The organism is Methylobacterium sp. E-016 (genome assembly GCF_022829745.1).
Taxonomy (GTDB): Bacteria; Pseudomonadota; Alphaproteobacteria; order Rhizobiales; family Beijerinckiaceae; genus Methylobacterium.
The window spans coordinates 133,366-149,216 of sequence record NZ_JAKSYF010000058.1; the positions used below are offsets into that span (position 1 = coordinate 133,366).

The window sequence follows — 15,851 nt, forward strand, 5'->3', positions numbered from 1 at the left end:
CTCAAAGCCACTCGGTCGTCGTTCGCATCGTGCCGGCTACGGCGTTTCCTGGATCCAGTTGCGCAGGACCTCGACCGTCTCGGACGGGCTGGCGCGGACCATGTCGACCACCCGCTGCACGGTGTCGGCCTGGATCTGCCCGTTGATCTTGGCGAATTCCATCAGCCGGGCGGTCTGGTTCTCCCGCGGCACCAGGATCGTGCCGCCGGCTTCGATGTCCACCCCGCCCGCCGCGCCCGCCGCACCGAGCAGCGGCGTCGCCGCCGGGTCGGAGGCGAGCACGCGGCGCAGCAGCGGACGCACGACGACGAGCAGCACGATCAGGGTGAGCAAGGCGAGCACGCCGAGCTCGACGAACCGCATCACGTCTTCCTTGGTCGGGCTGAGCAGCGACTGGATCAGCGTCGGCTCGACGAAGTCGGCCGGGGTCGGCGCCTCGGCGAAGCGCAGGTTCACCACCTCGATCTGGTCGCCGCGCGCCTTGTCAAAGCCGACGGTGCTGCGCACCAGGGCCGCGATCCGCTCGATCTCGGCCGCCGGCCGGGGCTGGTAGGCGACCTTGCCGTCGGGGCCGGGCGCGTAGGCGCCGTCGACCAACACCGCCACCGAGAGGCGCTTCACCCGGCCGCCCTCGACCACCTCGGTCCGCGTGACCTTGGAGATCTCGTAGTTCGTGGTCTCCTCGTTCTTGTTCGAGGAATCCTTCGGCGCGGGCGCCTTGTCTTGGGCCGCGCCGGGCAGCTCGTTGCCGACGCTGACCGAGCCCTCGTTGTTGGCGGTCTGCGAGGCCTCGGTGCGGGTCTGGCTCGAGCGTACCACGCGGCTCTCGGGGTCGAAGGTCTCCGAGCGGCTCTCGACGCGGTTCATGTCGAGCTCGGCCGAGACCTGGACGCGGGCACGGCCCGGCCCGACGATGCCGGCGACGATCTCCTCGATCTGCGAGCGCAAGCGGCGCTCGAGTCCGGTCTGCTTCTCCTCGAAGGCGCCGGCCTCGCCCTGCTCGCCGCGGGCGCCGTCCGCCAGGAGCCGGCCGCGCTCGTCGACGATCGAGACGCGCTCGGGCTTCAGGCCCTCGACCGCGGAGGCGGCCAGGTGCCGGATCGCGCGGACCTGGCCGGCATCGAGGTCGCCCATCAGCTTCAGGACGATGGCGGCGCTCGGGAGCTCGCGGTCGCGCTCGAACAGGCGGCGCTCGGGCAGGACGAGGTGGACGCGGGCGGCCTGGACCCGGCCGATCGCCCGGATCGAGCGCGACAGCTCGCCTTCGAGGGCACGTAGGTGGTTCACGTTCTGGACGAAGTTGGTCGACGAGAACGCGTCGCCCTTGTCGAAGATCTCGTAGCCGACGCCGGCCTGGCTCGGCAGGCCCTTGCCGGCGAGGTCCATGCGCAGGCGGGGCAGGTCGGCGCGCGGCGCCATCACGGTCTGGCCGGTGTCGCCCCGGGTCTCGTAGCGGATGCCGCGGGCATCGAGGTCGCGCACCACGGCGGCCGCATCCTGGGCCGACAGGTCGGCGAACAGCACGCCCATGTCGGGGCGCGAGACCCGCAGGATCACGAAGGCGAAGAAGCCGATGAGGGTCAGCGTCACCGCCGCCATCGCGGCGAGGCGCGCCGGTCCGAGCTTGGTGACGAGATCGAGAACCGGCTTCACGGCTGTTACGCGCCCACCCCAGGCGGGCGCCGCGATCGGCCCCGCCCGGCAGAATTTGCCCAGGCCGTGGTTAGCGGGCGGTTAACGAATGGCCGCCGCCCCTCCATCGCCGAGGCCCTCCAAGCAGCGAAGCCGCATCCGCGGGAGGCGGATGCGGCTTCGCGTGAAACCGGCGGCGACCGCGCGGGCTGAACCGCGCCGGCCGGGGCACGGGGTCGAGTCAGTGGCGGTAATGCTGGATGCGCGTGGTGCGCAGGCCGGCAAGGCCGTGCTGGTCGATCGAGAACTGCCAGCTCAGGAACTCCTCGGTGGTGAGGGTGTAGCGCTGGCAAGCCTCTTCCAGGCTAAGGAGACCGCCGCGGACGGCGGCCACCACTTCGGCCTTCCGGCGGATCACCCATCGACGGGTGCTCGTGGGCGGCAGGTCGGCGATCGTCAGGGGACTTCCATCGGGCCCGATCACGTATTTCACTCTCGGGCGGTGCGGTTCGGTCATGATACGCTCTACAACTCGACTGACCTGTCGAGCCATCAACCTACTTGCGTGGGCTTAAAACATGTTGAAGCGGATCACTCGGAAGTGATTCGTTATCCCGAGGTTGTGGACAACCCGATCCCGGTGACGCTGGAGAGCGGCACGCGCGAGGTGCCGATGACCAAGACCGGGTTGGCCCCGCTGAGGTCGACCTCGTCCACGGTGCCGGTCGTCTCGGTCGCGACCGAGACGGCGGCGCCGGTCGCATCGGTGGCCGAGACCTTGATCGAGTAGGTGCCCGCCGCCGAGGCAAGCCCGGACGAGTTCTTGCCGTTCCAGGAGAAGGTCTGGGGGCCGGCGGCGAGCGACGTCGTCTGGGTGCCGACGACGTTGCCGTTGGAATCGGAGATCGTCACCACCGCCTTGGTCGCCGCGCGCGCCGGCGTCAGGCTCCAGGTCGCGGAGCCGTCCTTGAGGTCGGCGGTGGTGCCGTCGGTGGTGATGGTCTTGCCGATGTAGCTCGTGGCCGAGGCCGAGCTCGCCGCCTTGCTGCTCGCCAGGATGCTGTCGAGGCGGTCGTTGCCCTTGAGCTGCTGCTCCACCTGCGCGAACTGCACCAGCTGCTGGGTGAACTGGTTGGTGTCCATCGGGTCGAGCGGGTTCTGGTTCTTCAGCTGCGTCGTCAGCAGGGTCAGGAACTGCGTGAAGTTGCTCGCCAGCGTCGCGCTGTCGGCGGTCTTGCCCGTGCTGCTCGATGAGGCCGCACTGGTCAGGCTGGAAATGCCGCTGGTCATCGTGGGAGCCTCCTCAGATTCGGATGTCGAGGCCGCTCAGGCCCCGGAGCGCGCGCGTCGGCGCGATTTCCGCGACGGCGGCCTCGGAAGGGGTGCCGGGCGGGGCGCTGCCGCGGCCGGGCTGCCCGCCGCGCTGCGCGGTCTCCCCGCCGGATCCGCCGTCGCTGCGCAGCGACATCGTGATGCCGCCCTGCGATGGGTCGAGCCCAGCCTGGGCCAGTGCCTGCTGCAGGCTGCCGGCATCGCGCTGGAGCATCGCCAGGGTCTCGACGCGCTCGACGACGAGATGCGTCGTGACGGTGCCCTTGTCCTTGTCGATGTCGAGGGTGACGTCGACGCGGCCCAGCTCGAGCGGATCGAGCCGGATCTGGAACTCGCTCGATCCGGCGAGCGACCGCAGCCCGATCGTCATCGGCACCTGGCCGAGCGGCACCGGCGCCGCTGTCGGCTGGGCCGCGGCCTTGTCCGCGGCGATCGGCGAGGAGCCGGACGGCGCGGCCTGGGCCTTGGCGACGGGGTGCGGCGTCGCGGGGCCGGCCGACGCGGCGTCGGTGAGCGCGGCGAAGAGGTCGGCCTTGGCCGCCGTGCCCGGCCCGGCATCCGCGCCGGCCACCGCATCGTCGCCCGTCGCGTCTGCGGGCGATGCCGTCCCGCCGGCGATCTCGGCCAGCCCGGCGCCCGCCGTCGTGCCCGCGACGCCGACGCCGGCTGCCGCCGTCGCGCCGGTGCCGGCCGACATCGCCTTCGCGGCGGCGCCGAGACGCGTCGGAGGCGCAGCGCCGAGGACGAGCGCGAGGGTCGGGGTCGCGAGAGCGACGTCGGCCGCCTTCGGGTCGGCACCCTTCGCGTCGGCGGCCTTCGCGTCGGTGACCTTGCCGTCCTCGGTCTCGGCCGCCGCGGTCTTCGTCGGCGCCGGCTTGCCGGCGGAGGCCGCCGAGGCGTCCTCCGTCGGCGGCGCATCGTCCTGGGCCGGCGCTTCCGCCTCGGGCTGGGTCGAACCGGCATCGCGGGCGGTCGCCGCCGTGCCAAATCGCGAGGGAGCGGGATCGGACGGCGCGGCACCCGCGCCCGGCGCGGCCGGGCCGGCCTTCGCGGATGCGTCGCGGATTGCAGCGGCGCGGGCCGTTTTGGCGTCGGCGGCAGCGAGGTCGGCGGCCTTGGCGCGGTCGGCCCGGCCGGCGGCGGTCGCGTCCGCGCTGCGCTGGCGCTCGGCGGCGTTGCGGGCCTGGGCGTTGTCCTTGGCGGTGGCGGCTTCGAGATCGCGGCCGAAGCGGGCATGCGCCGCCGCCGCATCCGCCAGGTCGCGCGTCGTCGCGCGGGCGGATGCCTGCGCCGCCGCATCCACGAAGTCCGTCGTTCCCACCGCCATGCACGCTCTCCTGCGGGAGGCGGAGCAAGCGACAGGCCAGCGCGTGCGCCGAGCCAAGATACTGAGAAACATCGTCTTTCGGCGAAGGACCGGCTGGGGGATCATGCCGCCGCGGGCCGATGCTGCCGCGTGCCCGGCAGGACTTGCCGGGGCGGTCGACCGCGGCGATCGGGACGCGCCCTGGAAACGCCGAACGACACACACTATAGACAGGCCCGTGCGGCGGGATCTTCGCAGACCCGTGCCGCCGTCAGACCCGGCGCCATGAACTCCCTCGATCTTGCCAAGCTCCCGCACGAGACGCGCGTCGTCGTCGCCATGTCCGGCGGCGTCGATTCCTCCGTCGTGGCCGGGCTGCTGAAGCGCCAGGGCTACGACGTCGTCGGCATCACCCTGCAGCTCTACGACCACGGCGCCGCGACCCATCGCAAGGGCGCCTGCTGCGCCGGCCAGGACATCCACGACGCCCGCCGCGTCGCCGAGCGCCTCGGCATTCCGCACTACGTCCTCGACTACGAGGACCGCTTCCGCGACGCGGTGATCGACCGGTTCGCCGAGAGCTACCTGGCCGGCGAGACGCCGATCCCGTGCGTCGAGTGCAACCGCTCGATCAAGTTCCGCGACCTGCTGGCGACCGCCCGCGACCTCGACGCCGACTGCCTCGCCACCGGCCATTACGTCGCGAGCCGGGCGCTGCCGGGGGAGGGCGGGCGCCGCGCGCTCTACCGCGCCCTCGATCCGGCGCGCGACCAGAGCTACTTCCTCTACGCCACGACGCAGGACCAGCTCGACTTCCTGCGGTTCCCGCTCGGCGAGCTGCCCAAGGACGAGACCCGGCGCCTGGCGCGCGAGCTGGAGCTGGTGGTGTCGGAGAAGCCCGACAGCCAGGACATCTGCTTCGTGCCGCAGGGCCGCTACGCCGACGTGATCGCGCGGCTCCGCCCCGACGCCGCGCGGCCGGGCGAGATCGTGGATCTCGAAGGCCAGGCGCTCGGGCGCCATGAGGGCATCATCCACTACACCGTCGGCCAGCGCCGCGGCCTGCGCGTGGCCTCGCCCGAGCCGCTCTACGTGGTCCGGCTCGAGCCTGACACCGCCCGCGTGGTGGTCGGCCCGCGCACCGCGCTGGCGACCCACCGCATCCGGCTCACCGACGTGAACTGGCTCGGGGCACCGGGCCCCGTCTCCGACATGGCGGTCGCGGTGCGCGTGCGCTCGACGCGCGAGCCGCGCCTTGCCCGGCTCGACTACGACCCCGCGACCGGCGCCGCCGAGATCGTCCTGGCCGTGCCCGAGGACGGGGTCTCGCCGGGCCAGGCCTGCGCGATCTACGCCGACGAGACCCCGCGCGGACGCGTGCTCGGCGGCGGCACGATCCGCCGCATCGACGCGGCCTCGGCCGGCGCGGCGAGAGCCGCGTGATCCGACGCGGCCCGCTCTGAACATCCCCCTCGAGACCGGAAGAGAACACGAATGCTGAGCGAGCCGGAGGCCGGGCCGAGCACCGCCCTGATGCGCAAGGCCTATGCCCGCTGGGCGCCGGTCTACGACGTGGTCTACGACAAGCTCACCGAGCCGGCCGCCCGGGCCGCGGTGGCCGCCGCCGCCGAGAGCGGCCCGCGCATCCTCGAGGCCGGCGTCGGCACCGGCCTGTCGCTCGGCTACTACCCGCGCGCCAGCTTCGTCTGCGGCGTCGACCTGTCCGAGGACATGCTGAAGCGCGCCCGCCGCAAGGTGCAGCGCCGCGGCCTTACCCACGTGAAGGGCCTGCAGGTGATGGACGTCTGCCGCCTCGGCTACGCCGATGCGTCGTTCGACGCGGTGGTGGCGCAGTTCCTGATCACCCTGGTGCCCGACCCGGAAGCCGCCCTGTCCGAGTTCCTGCGGGTGGTCCGCCCCGGCGGCGGCATCGTGCTCGCCAACCATTTCGGGCAGACCGAGGGACCGGTGGCGAAGGTTGAGGAGATCGTCGCGCCGCTCTGCACGAAGATCGGCTGGTCGTCGGACTTCAAGTCGACCCGGATCGAGGCCTGGGCGCGGCGCAACGGCGTCGAGTTCATCGGCGTCGCGCCGACCTTCCCGGGCGGGTTCTTCAAGATCCTGCGGATGCGTAAGCCCGCGTGACCGCGGCCGGCGCGACGCCGCCCGAGCGTCCGCGCTCCGCCCGCCGCCGCGCGCTGCGCTGGCTGCCCCTGGCGCTGCTGATCGCGCTGTCGATCGCCGTGCTGGTCTCGGGCGCGTCGCAGCTCCTCAGCCTCGACCGGCTGCTCGAGTCGCGGCAATGGCTGCGCGCCTTCGTCGAGGCGGACCGCCCGCGCGCCCTCGTGCTGGCCTACCTGATCTATGTCGGCTCCGTCGTCGTCTCGGTGCCGGCGACGCTGATCCTCACCATGGTGTGCGGCTTCCTGTTCGGCATCGTCACCGGCGCGATCGTCGCCGTCTGCGCCGCCACCACAGGCGCCGCGATCGTCTTCGCGATCGGCCGCGGGCCGGCCTCGGACCTGCTGCGGCGGGTGGCCGGCCCGCGGCTCGGCGCGCTCGCCGAGGGGTTCCGCAACGATGCCTTCGGCTACATCGTGTTCCTGCGCCTGCTGCCGCTGTTCCCGTTCTGGATGACCAATCTCGGGCCGGCCGCGTTCGGCGTGGCGCTGCGCACCTTCGTGCTCGCCACCGCCTGCGGCCTGCTGCCCGGCGCCTTCGTCTACGCGGCGACCGGCGCCGGCATCGAGGACGTGGTCGCGGCCCATGCGGACGCGAAAGCAGTATGCCTGTCCGCCGGCGGCAGCGATTGCGACAACGCGCTGAGCTTCCGCGCGCTGGTGACGCCGCGGATGGTGATCGGCCTCGGCGGCCTCGGCCTGTTCGCGCTGCTCTCGATCGGCCTGCGGCGGCGCTTCATCCGGCGCAACGCGGGCTGATCCGCGGGACCGCTCGACCTTCGCGGGACGCGATTATCCCCACGCTGCGTACTGAAAATCGCGTTCGCGCGCCGATCCCGGGGGTGATGCCCCCTCGACGCTTCCTCGGCCCGCGGGCTACGAGGGATGATCGTGCCACCGTCTCGGCCAGGGGATGCGGGTGGCGACGGGACGTTCGCGAAGAGGCACGGGGTCGCCGCGCTTTCCGGGGCCGGGATAGCAGTGGTCGCAAGGACTGACACGGACTCGACGGAGGCGGCAGAGCGCGACGCGCCCGTCGCGGTGCCGCGTTCCGACCGCTGGCTCAAGCGCCTCGGCCTTTCCGGACGCCTCTTCCTCGTCACCGTCGCCTTCGTCGCGGCGATCGAGATCCTGATCTTCGTGCCCGCGGTCGCGAATTACCGCCTGTCCTGGCTGTCCGACAGAATCAGCGCCGCGCAGGTCGCGGCCCTCGTGCTCGATGCCAGCGAAGGGCACCCGGTGTCCGACGAGCTCGCCCGGCGCCTGCTGGCCGGCGTCGGCGCCCGCGCGATCGCGGTCCGCGACGGCGATACCCGCCAGCTCCTGTCGATCGAGCCGATGCCGGACCGGGTCTCTGACACGGTCGACCTGCGCAACCGATCGATCTGGTGCGCCATCCGCGGCGCCTGGCGGACGCTGACCGAACCGGTCGACGAGCCGATCCGCATCGTCGGCCAGGGCTGGGAAGGCTTCGACCTGGTCGAGATAATCCTCGACGACGCGCCGCTGAAGCAGGCGGTGGTCGATTTCGCGATCCGGCTGGCGGTGTCGTCGCTGATCATCGCCACCGCCGCGGCCGGCCTCGTCTTCTTCGTGCTGCAGACCCTGATCGTGCGGCCGGTGCGCCGGCTCGCGCGCAACATCACCGCCTTCGCCGACGACCCGGAGGGGGCCGACCGGATCATCACGCCCGCGCCGCGCAGCGACGAGATCGGGCTCGCCGAGACCGCGCTGGCGCGGATGCAGCGGACGCTCGCGGACCAGCTGCGCCAGAAGCGCCGGCTCGCCGAGCTCGGGCTCTCGGTCGCCAAGATCAACCACGAGCTGCGCAACCTGCTGACCGGAGCGCAGCTGCTCGGCGACCGGCTCGAGGAAACCTCGGACCCGACGGTGCAGCGCGTGGCGCCGCGCCTCGTCGCGACGCTGGGGCGGGCGATCCGCTTCTGCGAGGCGACGCTGGCCTACGGCCGCGCCGCCGAGCGCACGCCGCGCAGCCGCGCGTTCGCGCTGGCCCCGGTCCTCGCGGAACTCGCCGATCTCGCGGCGCTCTCCGCCCACGGCCGCGTCCGGGTCGTGACCGAGGTCGCCCCCGAGCTGACGGTGTTCGCCGATTCCGAGCAGATCGGGCGGGCGATCGGAAACCTGGTGCGCAACGCCGTGCAGGCGCACGACTTCACCGAGGCGAACGTGGCCTCGCCGGAGGTGCGGATCGCGGCCGGGCGCGAATGCGCCGGTGCGGTGACGATCCTGGTGGCCGACAACGGTCCCGGCCTGCCGGCGCGGGCGAAGGAGCACCTGTTCGAGGCCTTCCAGGGCTCGATGCGCTCGGGCGGCACCGGGCTCGGCCTCGCCATCGCCTCCGAGCTCGTGCGGCTGAACGGCGGGACGTTGTCGCTCGACCCCGCCGCCGAGGGCACCCGGTTCCGGATCGTGCTGCCGGACGCCGAGGCCTGAGGCCTACTCGGCGGCTTCCATCATGGGCGCGGCCACCGTGATGCCGATGTCGCGCAGCAGGGCGGCGTCGGAATCGGTCTCGTTGTTGGCGGTGGTCAGCAGGCGCTCGCCGTAGAAGATCGAGTTGGCGCCGGCGAGGAAGCACAGGATCTGCGCCTCGCGGGTCAGCCCCTTGCGCCCGGCGCTGAGGCGCACCCGCGCCTTCGGCATCACGATCCGCGCGGTCGCGCACATCCGCACGAGGTCGAGCGGGTCGACCGGCGGGCGGTCCTCCAGCGGCGTGCCCTCGACGGCGACGAGGGCGTTGATCGGCACGCTCTCGGGATGCGGCGCGTGGTTGGCGAGCACCTGGAGCATCGCGGCCCGGTCGGTCACGCCCTCGCCCATGCCGACGATGCCGCCGCAGCACAGGCCGATGCCGGCCTCGCGCACGTTTTCCAGGGTCTGGAGCCGGTCGGCGTAGGTCCGGGTCGAGATGATGTCCTCGTAGAAGTCCGGGCCGGTGTCGAGGTTGTGGTTGTAGGAGGTCAGCCCGGCCTCGGCGAGCCGCCCGGCCTGGGACGGCGTCAGCATGCCGAGGGTGACGCACGCCTCCATGCCCAGGCCGCGCACGCCGCGGACCATGGCCAGCACCGCGTCGAATTCCGGGCCGTCCTTCGGCTGGCGCCAGGCGGCGCCCATGCAGAACCGGTGCGCCCCGGCCGCCTTCGCCTCGGCGGCCTCGCGCAGCACCGCGTCGACCGGCATCAGGCGCTCCTTGGCCATGCCGGTGCCCTTGTGATGGGCCGATTGCGGGCAGTAGGCGCAATCCTCGGGGCAGCCGCCGGTCTTGATCGACAGGAGCGAGGCGCGCTGGATGTCGGCCGGATCGTTGTGGGCCCGGTGCACGGAGGCGGCGCGAAACACGAGGTCGAGCAGCGGCAGGTCGTGGATCGCGCGGATCTCCTCGACCGTCCAGTCGTGGCGGATGGCGGGGGCGGCGGGGAGCGGGGTCGGCTGCATCATGCGCCCATGAGGCGAATCCGCGGGCGAAAATCAAGCCGTCCGGCTCAGGCCGCCGCACCGCGCAGGCGCGACAGGCCATGCCAGGCCGGCGCGATCACGAAGCTGGTCAGCGGAATCAGCAGGCCGCCGACGACGAGGCCGACGAGACCGGAGCCGGCGGCCGTCACCAGCCATTCGGCAAGGCCGGACAGGGCGGGCGGCAGCAGGCCGGCGACCGCTTCGGAGGCCGCATGCAGGGCGTGGGCGACCTGCGGCAGGCCGTAGGTCTCGAGCCCGTGGACCAGGATGCCGCCGCCGACCCAGATCATCGCCGCCGTGCCGACGATGGCGAGCAGGGCCAGGAACGGCGGCATCCCGGTGACGATGCCCCGGCCGAGCGCGCGGGTGACGCCGCCGAACGCGGAGGTGGAGGTGCTCGCCGCCATCGCCAGACCGGCGTCGTCCGCCTTCACGATCAGCGCCACCGCGCCGTAGACGAAGGCGGTGATGCCGACGGCCACCAGCGCCATCACGGCGGCCTTCGTGGCGACGCCGCCGTCGGGCAGCGCCGCCAGGGTGATCGCCATGATCTCGGCCGAGAGGATGAAGTCGGTCTTGATCGCGCCCGAGACCTTGCGGTCCTCCATCGCCCGGCCGTCGCCGGCGGCATCGCCCGGGGTGTCGTCGGCGTGGCCGGCATGCGGGAACAGCGCCTCGTAGACCTTCTCGGCGCCCTCGTAGCAGAGGTAGGCGCCGCCGAGCATCAGCAGCGGCGTGATCGCCCAGGGCGCGAAGGCGCCGAGCGCCAGGGCGGCCGGGAGCAGGAACAGCAGCTTGTTGCGCAGCGACCCCAGCGCGATCCTGCCGACGATCGCCAGCTCGCGCTCGGCGGCGAAGCCGACGACGTAGCGCGGCGTCACCGCCGCATCGTCGATCACCACGCCGGCCGCCTTCACGCCGGCCTTGGCCGCCTGGGCGGCGACGTCGTCGAGCGAGGCCGCGGCGACCTTGGCGATCCCGGCGATGTCGTCGAGAAGGGCGATCAGACCGATGCTCACGTGACGGCGTCCTCCGAGGTACCGAACCTTCTGTGCAGAGGACGTTCACGAAGTCGAGAGCGGATCGCCGTCCGTCGCGGCGGCACGACCGCAGCCGTCGAGGAAAAGCGTCAGTTCGTGGGCTCGCCGGCGGAGACCTTCGCGGTCCAGTCGTCGAACGCGATCACCGGCTGGCGCTGCTCGCCCAGCCCCTCGATGCGCACGATCATCTCGTCGCCGGCCTTGAGATAGCGCGGCGGCTTCATGCCGAGGCCGACGCCGGGCGGGGTGCCGGTGGTGATGATGTCGCCGGGCTCGAGCATCATGAAATGCGAGACGTAGGCGACGAGCTGGGGCACGTCGAAGATCATCGTCGCGGTCGAGCCGGTCTGCATTCGCTGCCCGTTCACGTCGAGGCTCATCGCGAGGTTGCCGAGGTCGGGGATCTCGTCGAGGGTCACGAGCCACGGGCCGAGCGGCCCGAAGGTCGGGCAGCCCTTGCCCTTCGTCCAGGTCGGGCCGCGCTCCATCTGCCATTCGCGCTCGGAAACGTCGTTGCAGATGCACACGCCCGCCACGTAGTCGAGCGCCTCGTTGGCGTGGACGTAGGAGGCGCGGGAGCCGATCACCACGGCGAGCTCGACCTCCCAGTCGGTCTTGGCCGATCCCTTGGGGATGATCACCGTGTCGTTGGCGCCGACGATGCACGAAGGCGCCTTGTTGAAGACGATCGGCTCGGACGGGATCGGCGAGCCGGTCTCGGCGGCGTGATCCGCGAAGTTCAGGCCGATCGCGACGAAGTTGCGGGTGCCGCCGACGCAGGGGCCGAGCCGGGTCGAAGCCGGCAGGAGCGGCAGCGTCTCCGGGTCGATCACGCGCAGGCGGTCGAGCGCTTCGGGCGAGAGCCCGGGCCCGGCGATGTCGCGCAGGACCGCGGACAGGTCGCGCAGGCCGCCGTTCCCGTCGATCAGGCCCGGCTTCTCGTCTCCCGTCGCTCCGTGCCGAACCAGCTTCATGTGCGCCCCCCGTTTCGAACGATCCTGACGCGGAAGGTGGTCGCCGCGGCAGGCGGGTCAAGCCGACGCTCAGGCCTTCATGCGCACGTAGGTGCCGGGGGCGGGCGCCAGCGAGGGCAGCGCGTCGCCGCCGGGCTTGCGGGCGGGCACGCGCTCGGGCGCCTGCGCCTCGAGCCACTTGAACCAGTACGGCCACCACGAGCCCTTGGTCTCGGTGGCGGCCCCGAGCCAATCCTCCAGGCGCCCTTCCGCCTTTCCGCCGGTCCAGTAGCCGTATTTCGGCTTGGAGGGCGGATTGACGACGCCGGCGATGTGGCCGGAGCCGGCCAGCACGTAGTCCACCGGGCCGCCGAACTTCGACGAGCCCTCGAACACCGAGATCGCCGGCGCGATGTGGTCCTCGCGGGTGGCGAGGTTGAACACCGGCACCGTCACTTTCTTCAGGTCGAGGCGGATGTTGCCGAGCACCATCCGGCCCTGCGCGAGGTTGTTCTCGAGGTAGCAGTTGCGCAGGTAGAAGGCGTGGTTGGCCGCCGGCATGCGGGTGGCGTCGGCGTTCCAGTACAGCAGGTCGAAGGCGCTCGGCGGCTTGCCCTTGACGTAGTTGTTGACGACGTAGGACCAGATAAGGTCGTTCGGCCGCAGCATGTTGAACGCGTTGGCCATCTTGGCGCCGTCGAGGTAGCCGCGCTCGGCCATCTGGGTCTCGATCTGCCGGATCTGCCCCTCGTCGGCGAAGACCTTGAGGTCGCCGGCATGGGTGAAGTCGACCTGCGTGGTCAGGAAGGTCGCGCTCTTGATGCGCTTGTTGCCGGTGGCGGCCTGCATCGCGAGCGTGACGGCGAGCAGCGTGCCGCCGACGCAGTAGCCGGCCGCCGCCACTTCCGTCTCGCCGGTGGCGACGCCGATCGCGTCGATCGCCGCCTCGATGCCCTCGCGCATGTAGGACTCGAAGTCCTTGTCGCGGTGGCGCTCGTCCGGGTTGACCCAGGAGATCACGAAGACGGTGAGGCCCTGGTCGACCATCCAGCCGATCAAGCTTTTCGCCGGATTCAGGTCGAGGATGTAGAACTTGTTGATCCACGGAGGCACGATCAGGAACGGGCGCTTGAGCACCGTCTCGGTGCGCGGCGCGTACTGGATCAGCTCCATCAGGTCGTTGCGGAACACCACCTCGCCGGGCGTCACCGCGACGTCGACGCCGAACTCGAACGCGTTCCGGTCGGTCTGGCGCACGCGCAGCTCGCCGGCGCCGGCCTCGATGTCCTCCTGCAGCATCTTCATGCCGCGGACGAGGTTGGCGCCGTTCTCCTGCAGCGTGTGCCGGATCAGCTCGGGGTTGGTCATCACGAAGTTCGAGGGCGAGAGCGCGCCGGCGAGCTGGCGCAGGTAGAACTGCGCCTTGTGGCGGGTGTGCTCGTCGATGCCCTCGGCCTCGTTCACCAGGCCTTCGGCCCAGCGGGTGGTGATCAGGTAGCCCTGCTTGATGAAGTCGAAGTACGGGTTCGACGACCATTCGGCGTCGGCGAACCGCGCATCCTTCGGCTCGGGTTGCGCCACCGGCTCGGCCTCCTGGCCCTGGAGGCGCATCCACGTCGTGCCCCACAGAGCAACGAAGGCCTCGCTGAGCTTGGCCTGCGCCTCGAGCGTCCGCTTCGGATCGGAAAGCCACGTCTCGGCCACGGTGCCGAGGGTGCGCACGAGCTCGCTCGCCTCCTGCGGCGGCTTGGGCTGGACCGGCAGGCCGTCCTCGGGAGCGACGTAGCGCGCGGCGGCCCGTCCGAGCTGTTCCATGAACTGGCCCGCATTGCGCGAGAGGGCCTCGAAATCGAGCATCGCGGGCGTCGTCGGCTGCGTCGTCACGCGTGATCCACTCCCTGGCTTCGTCCGCGCCGGCAGCGCGGGCGGACCCGAGCACCCGCCCCGGAGGGCGGTCCGAGCCTCGTTTCCGCCAAATTAACGCGCCAACCCCGAATTTGCCCAGCGCGGCAGGCGCGAACGGCGATATAACTGCGGCATGACCTCAACTTGCGACAAGGTTCCGGATCCCGGCACGACTTCTCCGGGCAGGCCGTCGAATCCGTCCGGCTCCGCAGCGCAGGGCATCGCGTTCCGGCGCCTCCTCGGCACGCTCGCGCTCTGCGCGGCGGCGGCCACGGGCGCCTGCTCCTCCGACCTCTCGCCGATCAAGACGCTGGCGGTCGAGGCCGGCTACGGCCCGAAAACCGTCGCCGCGCCGGACTTCGTGGCGAACTCGCGGCCGAAGGGCGGGACCGAGTTCATGCCGGTCGGCGTCTCCGCTCCGGCGCGTCCGGTGCGGGCGAAGTCGGCCGAGAGCCAGAATGCGCTGGAAGCCGAGCTCGAAGGCGCCCGCGGCCGCAACGAATCGCGGGGCCGGGCCGCGGAGAGCGCCGGCAAGGCGACGAAGCCGGCGAGCGCGCCGGCCCAGCCGGCACAATAAGGCCGATATTCGGGGTCGGCGGCAGGCCGCTTCGATGTTAGAGAGGCCGACCGCCACCCGTCGGGGCCGCCAGTGCCGCCCCACGGGATCCGCGCCGATGGACAGATGGCCATGACCGATTTTCACCGCATCAAGCGCCTGCCCCCCTACGTGTTCGAGCAGGTCAATCGGATCAAGGCCGCCGCCCGCGCCAACGGCGCCGACATCATCGACCTCGGGATGGGCAACCCGGACCTCGATGCCCCCAAGCACGTCATCGCCAAGCTGTGCGAGACGGCCGGGCGCCCGCGCACCGACCGCTACTCGGCCTCGAAGGGCATCGCCGGCCTGCGCCGCGCCCAGGCGGGCTATTACCAGCGCCGCTTCGGCGTGAGCCTGAACCCCGACACCCAGGTGGTCGCCACCCTCGGCTCGAAGGAGGGCTTCGCCAACATGGCGCAGGCGATCACCGCGCCGGGCGACGTGGTGCTGGTGCCGAACCCGAGCTACCCGATCCACGCCTTCGGCTTCCTGATGGCGGGCGGCGTGATCCGCTCCGTCCCGGCCGAGCCGACGCCCGCGTTCTTCCCGGCGCTGGAGCGCGCCATGGCGCACTCGATCCCGAAGCCGGTGGCCCTGGTGGTCTGCTACCCGTCGAACCCGACGGCCTACGTGGCGACGCTCGACTTCTACCGGGACCTCGTCGCCTTCGCGAAGCGCCACGAGATCATCCTGCTCTCGGACCTCGCTTATGCCGAGGTGTACTTCGACGGCGAGCCGCCGCCCTCGGTGCTGCAGGTGCCGGGTGCGATCGACGTGACGGTGGAGTTCACCTCGCTGTCGAAGACCTATTCGATGGCCGGCTGGCGCATGGGCTTCGCCGTCGGCAACGAGCGCCTGCTCGCCGCGCTGTCGCGGGTGAAGTCCTATCTCGATTACGGCGCCTTCACGCCGATCCAGGTCGCGGCCACCGCCGCGCTCAACGGGCCGGACGATTGCATCCACGAGATGCGGGCGATCTACAGGAAGCGCCGCGACGCGCTGGTCGAGTCCTTCGGCAAGGCCGGCTGGAAGATCCCGGCGCCCGCCGCCTCGATGTTCGCCTGGGTGCCGATCCCGGAGAAGTTCAAGGCGCTCGGCAGCCTCGAATTCTCGAAGCTCCTCCTCGAGAAGTCGGACGTCGCGGTGGCGCCCGGCATCGGGTTCGGCGAGTTCGGCGACGACTTCGTCCGCATCGCCCTCGTCGAGAACGAGCAGCGCATCCGCCAGGCGGCCCGCAACGTCCGCCGCTTCCTCGAGACCGCGGACAAGACGCTGCACAACGTCGTGCCGCTGGCCAAGAGCGCCTGATCCCGATTGTTGCGGCGGGGCGACAGGCCCGGCCAAAGCGCGATGGGTGTGCTGCATGTGCTTGTCACCCGCCGGCCCCGTGCGCAGGGTCGGCGGCAATGATCCGCACTCGCGTCCCCG

14 protein-coding genes are annotated in these 15,851 nt (G+C 71.7%); 6 read left to right on the forward strand and 8 right to left on the reverse strand.

The features are described 5' to 3' along the window. Positions 1-36: 36 nt before the first annotated feature. From fliF to MKK68_RS05200, 4 genes are all read right to left on the reverse strand, one after another. Positions 37-1,653 (reverse strand): flagellar basal-body MS-ring/collar protein FliF, encoded by a 1,617-nt coding sequence (gene fliF, locus MKK68_RS05185; RefSeq protein ID WP_147728883.1) that lies wholly within the window; start codon positions 1,651-1,653, stop codon positions 37-39. A gap of 220 nt (positions 1,654-1,873) precedes the next feature. Continuing rightward, a complete protein-coding gene (locus tag MKK68_RS05190; protein ID WP_147728884.1) occupies positions 1,874-2,149 on the reverse strand; it encodes a DUF1153 domain-containing protein in 276 nt (91 codons plus the stop codon). Between the two features lie 92 nt (positions 2,150-2,241). Next, positions 2,242-2,922 (reverse strand): flagellar hook assembly protein FlgD, encoded by a 681-nt coding sequence (locus MKK68_RS05195; protein ID WP_243935999.1) that lies wholly within the window; start codon positions 2,920-2,922, stop codon positions 2,242-2,244. A 13-nt stretch (positions 2,923-2,935) separates the two neighbouring features. After that, the gene (locus MKK68_RS05200; RefSeq protein WP_244029144.1) at positions 2,936-4,291 is read right to left on the reverse strand and encodes a flagellar hook-length control protein FliK; all 1,356 of its coding nucleotides are present in this window, start codon (positions 4,289-4,291) and stop codon (positions 2,936-2,938) included. 264 nt (positions 4,292-4,555) lie between these two features. Between MKK68_RS05200 and mnmA the strand changes: the two genes are divergently transcribed. From mnmA to MKK68_RS05220, 4 genes are all read left to right on the forward strand, one after another. Continuing rightward, positions 4,556-5,713 (forward strand): tRNA 2-thiouridine(34) synthase MnmA, encoded by a 1,158-nt coding sequence (mnmA, locus tag MKK68_RS05205; protein WP_244029146.1) that lies wholly within the window; start codon positions 4,556-4,558, stop codon positions 5,711-5,713. Positions 5,714-5,764: 51 nt separating this feature from the next. Further along, positions 5,765-6,415: a class I SAM-dependent methyltransferase gene (locus MKK68_RS05210; protein WP_147729569.1), complete on the forward strand. Its 651-nt coding sequence runs from the start codon at positions 5,765-5,767 to the stop codon at positions 6,413-6,415. Next, a complete protein-coding gene (locus MKK68_RS05215) occupies positions 6,412-7,209 on the forward strand; it encodes a TVP38/TMEM64 family protein (protein ID WP_147860349.1) in 798 nt (265 codons plus the stop codon). Before MKK68_RS05210 ends, MKK68_RS05215 begins: the two co-directional genes overlap by 4 nt. A gap of 282 nt (positions 7,210-7,491) precedes the next feature. Continuing rightward, a complete protein-coding gene (locus tag MKK68_RS05220; RefSeq protein WP_244029148.1) occupies positions 7,492-8,904 on the forward strand; it encodes a sensor histidine kinase in 1,413 nt (470 codons plus the stop codon). 3 nt (positions 8,905-8,907) lie between these two features. Here the strand turns inward: MKK68_RS05220 and bioB are convergent, their stop codons facing one another. The 4 genes from bioB to MKK68_RS05240 all read right to left on the reverse strand — a co-directional run bounded on the left by bioB (position 8,908) and on the right by MKK68_RS05240 (position 13,777). After that, the gene (gene bioB, locus MKK68_RS05225; RefSeq protein WP_409567171.1) at positions 8,908-9,906 is read right to left on the reverse strand and encodes a biotin synthase BioB; all 999 of its coding nucleotides are present in this window, start codon (positions 9,904-9,906) and stop codon (positions 8,908-8,910) included. Positions 9,907-9,953: 47 nt separating this feature from the next. Then, positions 9,954-10,946: a DUF808 domain-containing protein gene (locus MKK68_RS05230; protein WP_244029152.1), complete on the reverse strand. Its 993-nt coding sequence runs from the start codon at positions 10,944-10,946 to the stop codon at positions 9,954-9,956. 110 nt (positions 10,947-11,056) lie between these two features. Continuing rightward, positions 11,057-11,941 (reverse strand): fumarylacetoacetate hydrolase family protein, encoded by an 885-nt coding sequence (locus MKK68_RS05235; protein WP_244029154.1) that lies wholly within the window; start codon positions 11,939-11,941, stop codon positions 11,057-11,059. A gap of 69 nt (positions 11,942-12,010) precedes the next feature. Beyond that, positions 12,011-13,777, reverse strand: coding sequence for a class I poly(R)-hydroxyalkanoic acid synthase (locus MKK68_RS05240; protein ID WP_279596223.1), 1,767 nt, complete (start codon positions 13,775-13,777; stop codon positions 12,011-12,013). 181 nt (positions 13,778-13,958) lie between these two features. Between MKK68_RS05240 and MKK68_RS05245 the strand changes: the two genes are divergently transcribed. Together MKK68_RS05245 and MKK68_RS05250 are read left to right on the forward strand one after the other, a co-directional pair. Next, a complete protein-coding gene (locus tag MKK68_RS05245) occupies positions 13,959-14,402 on the forward strand; it encodes a hypothetical protein (protein ID WP_279605211.1) in 444 nt (147 codons plus the stop codon). A gap of 111 nt (positions 14,403-14,513) precedes the next feature. Beyond that, positions 14,514-15,731: an LL-diaminopimelate aminotransferase gene (locus tag MKK68_RS05250; RefSeq protein ID WP_243936033.1), complete on the forward strand. Its 1,218-nt coding sequence runs from the start codon at positions 14,514-14,516 to the stop codon at positions 15,729-15,731. Positions 15,732-15,851 lie beyond the last annotated feature (120 nt).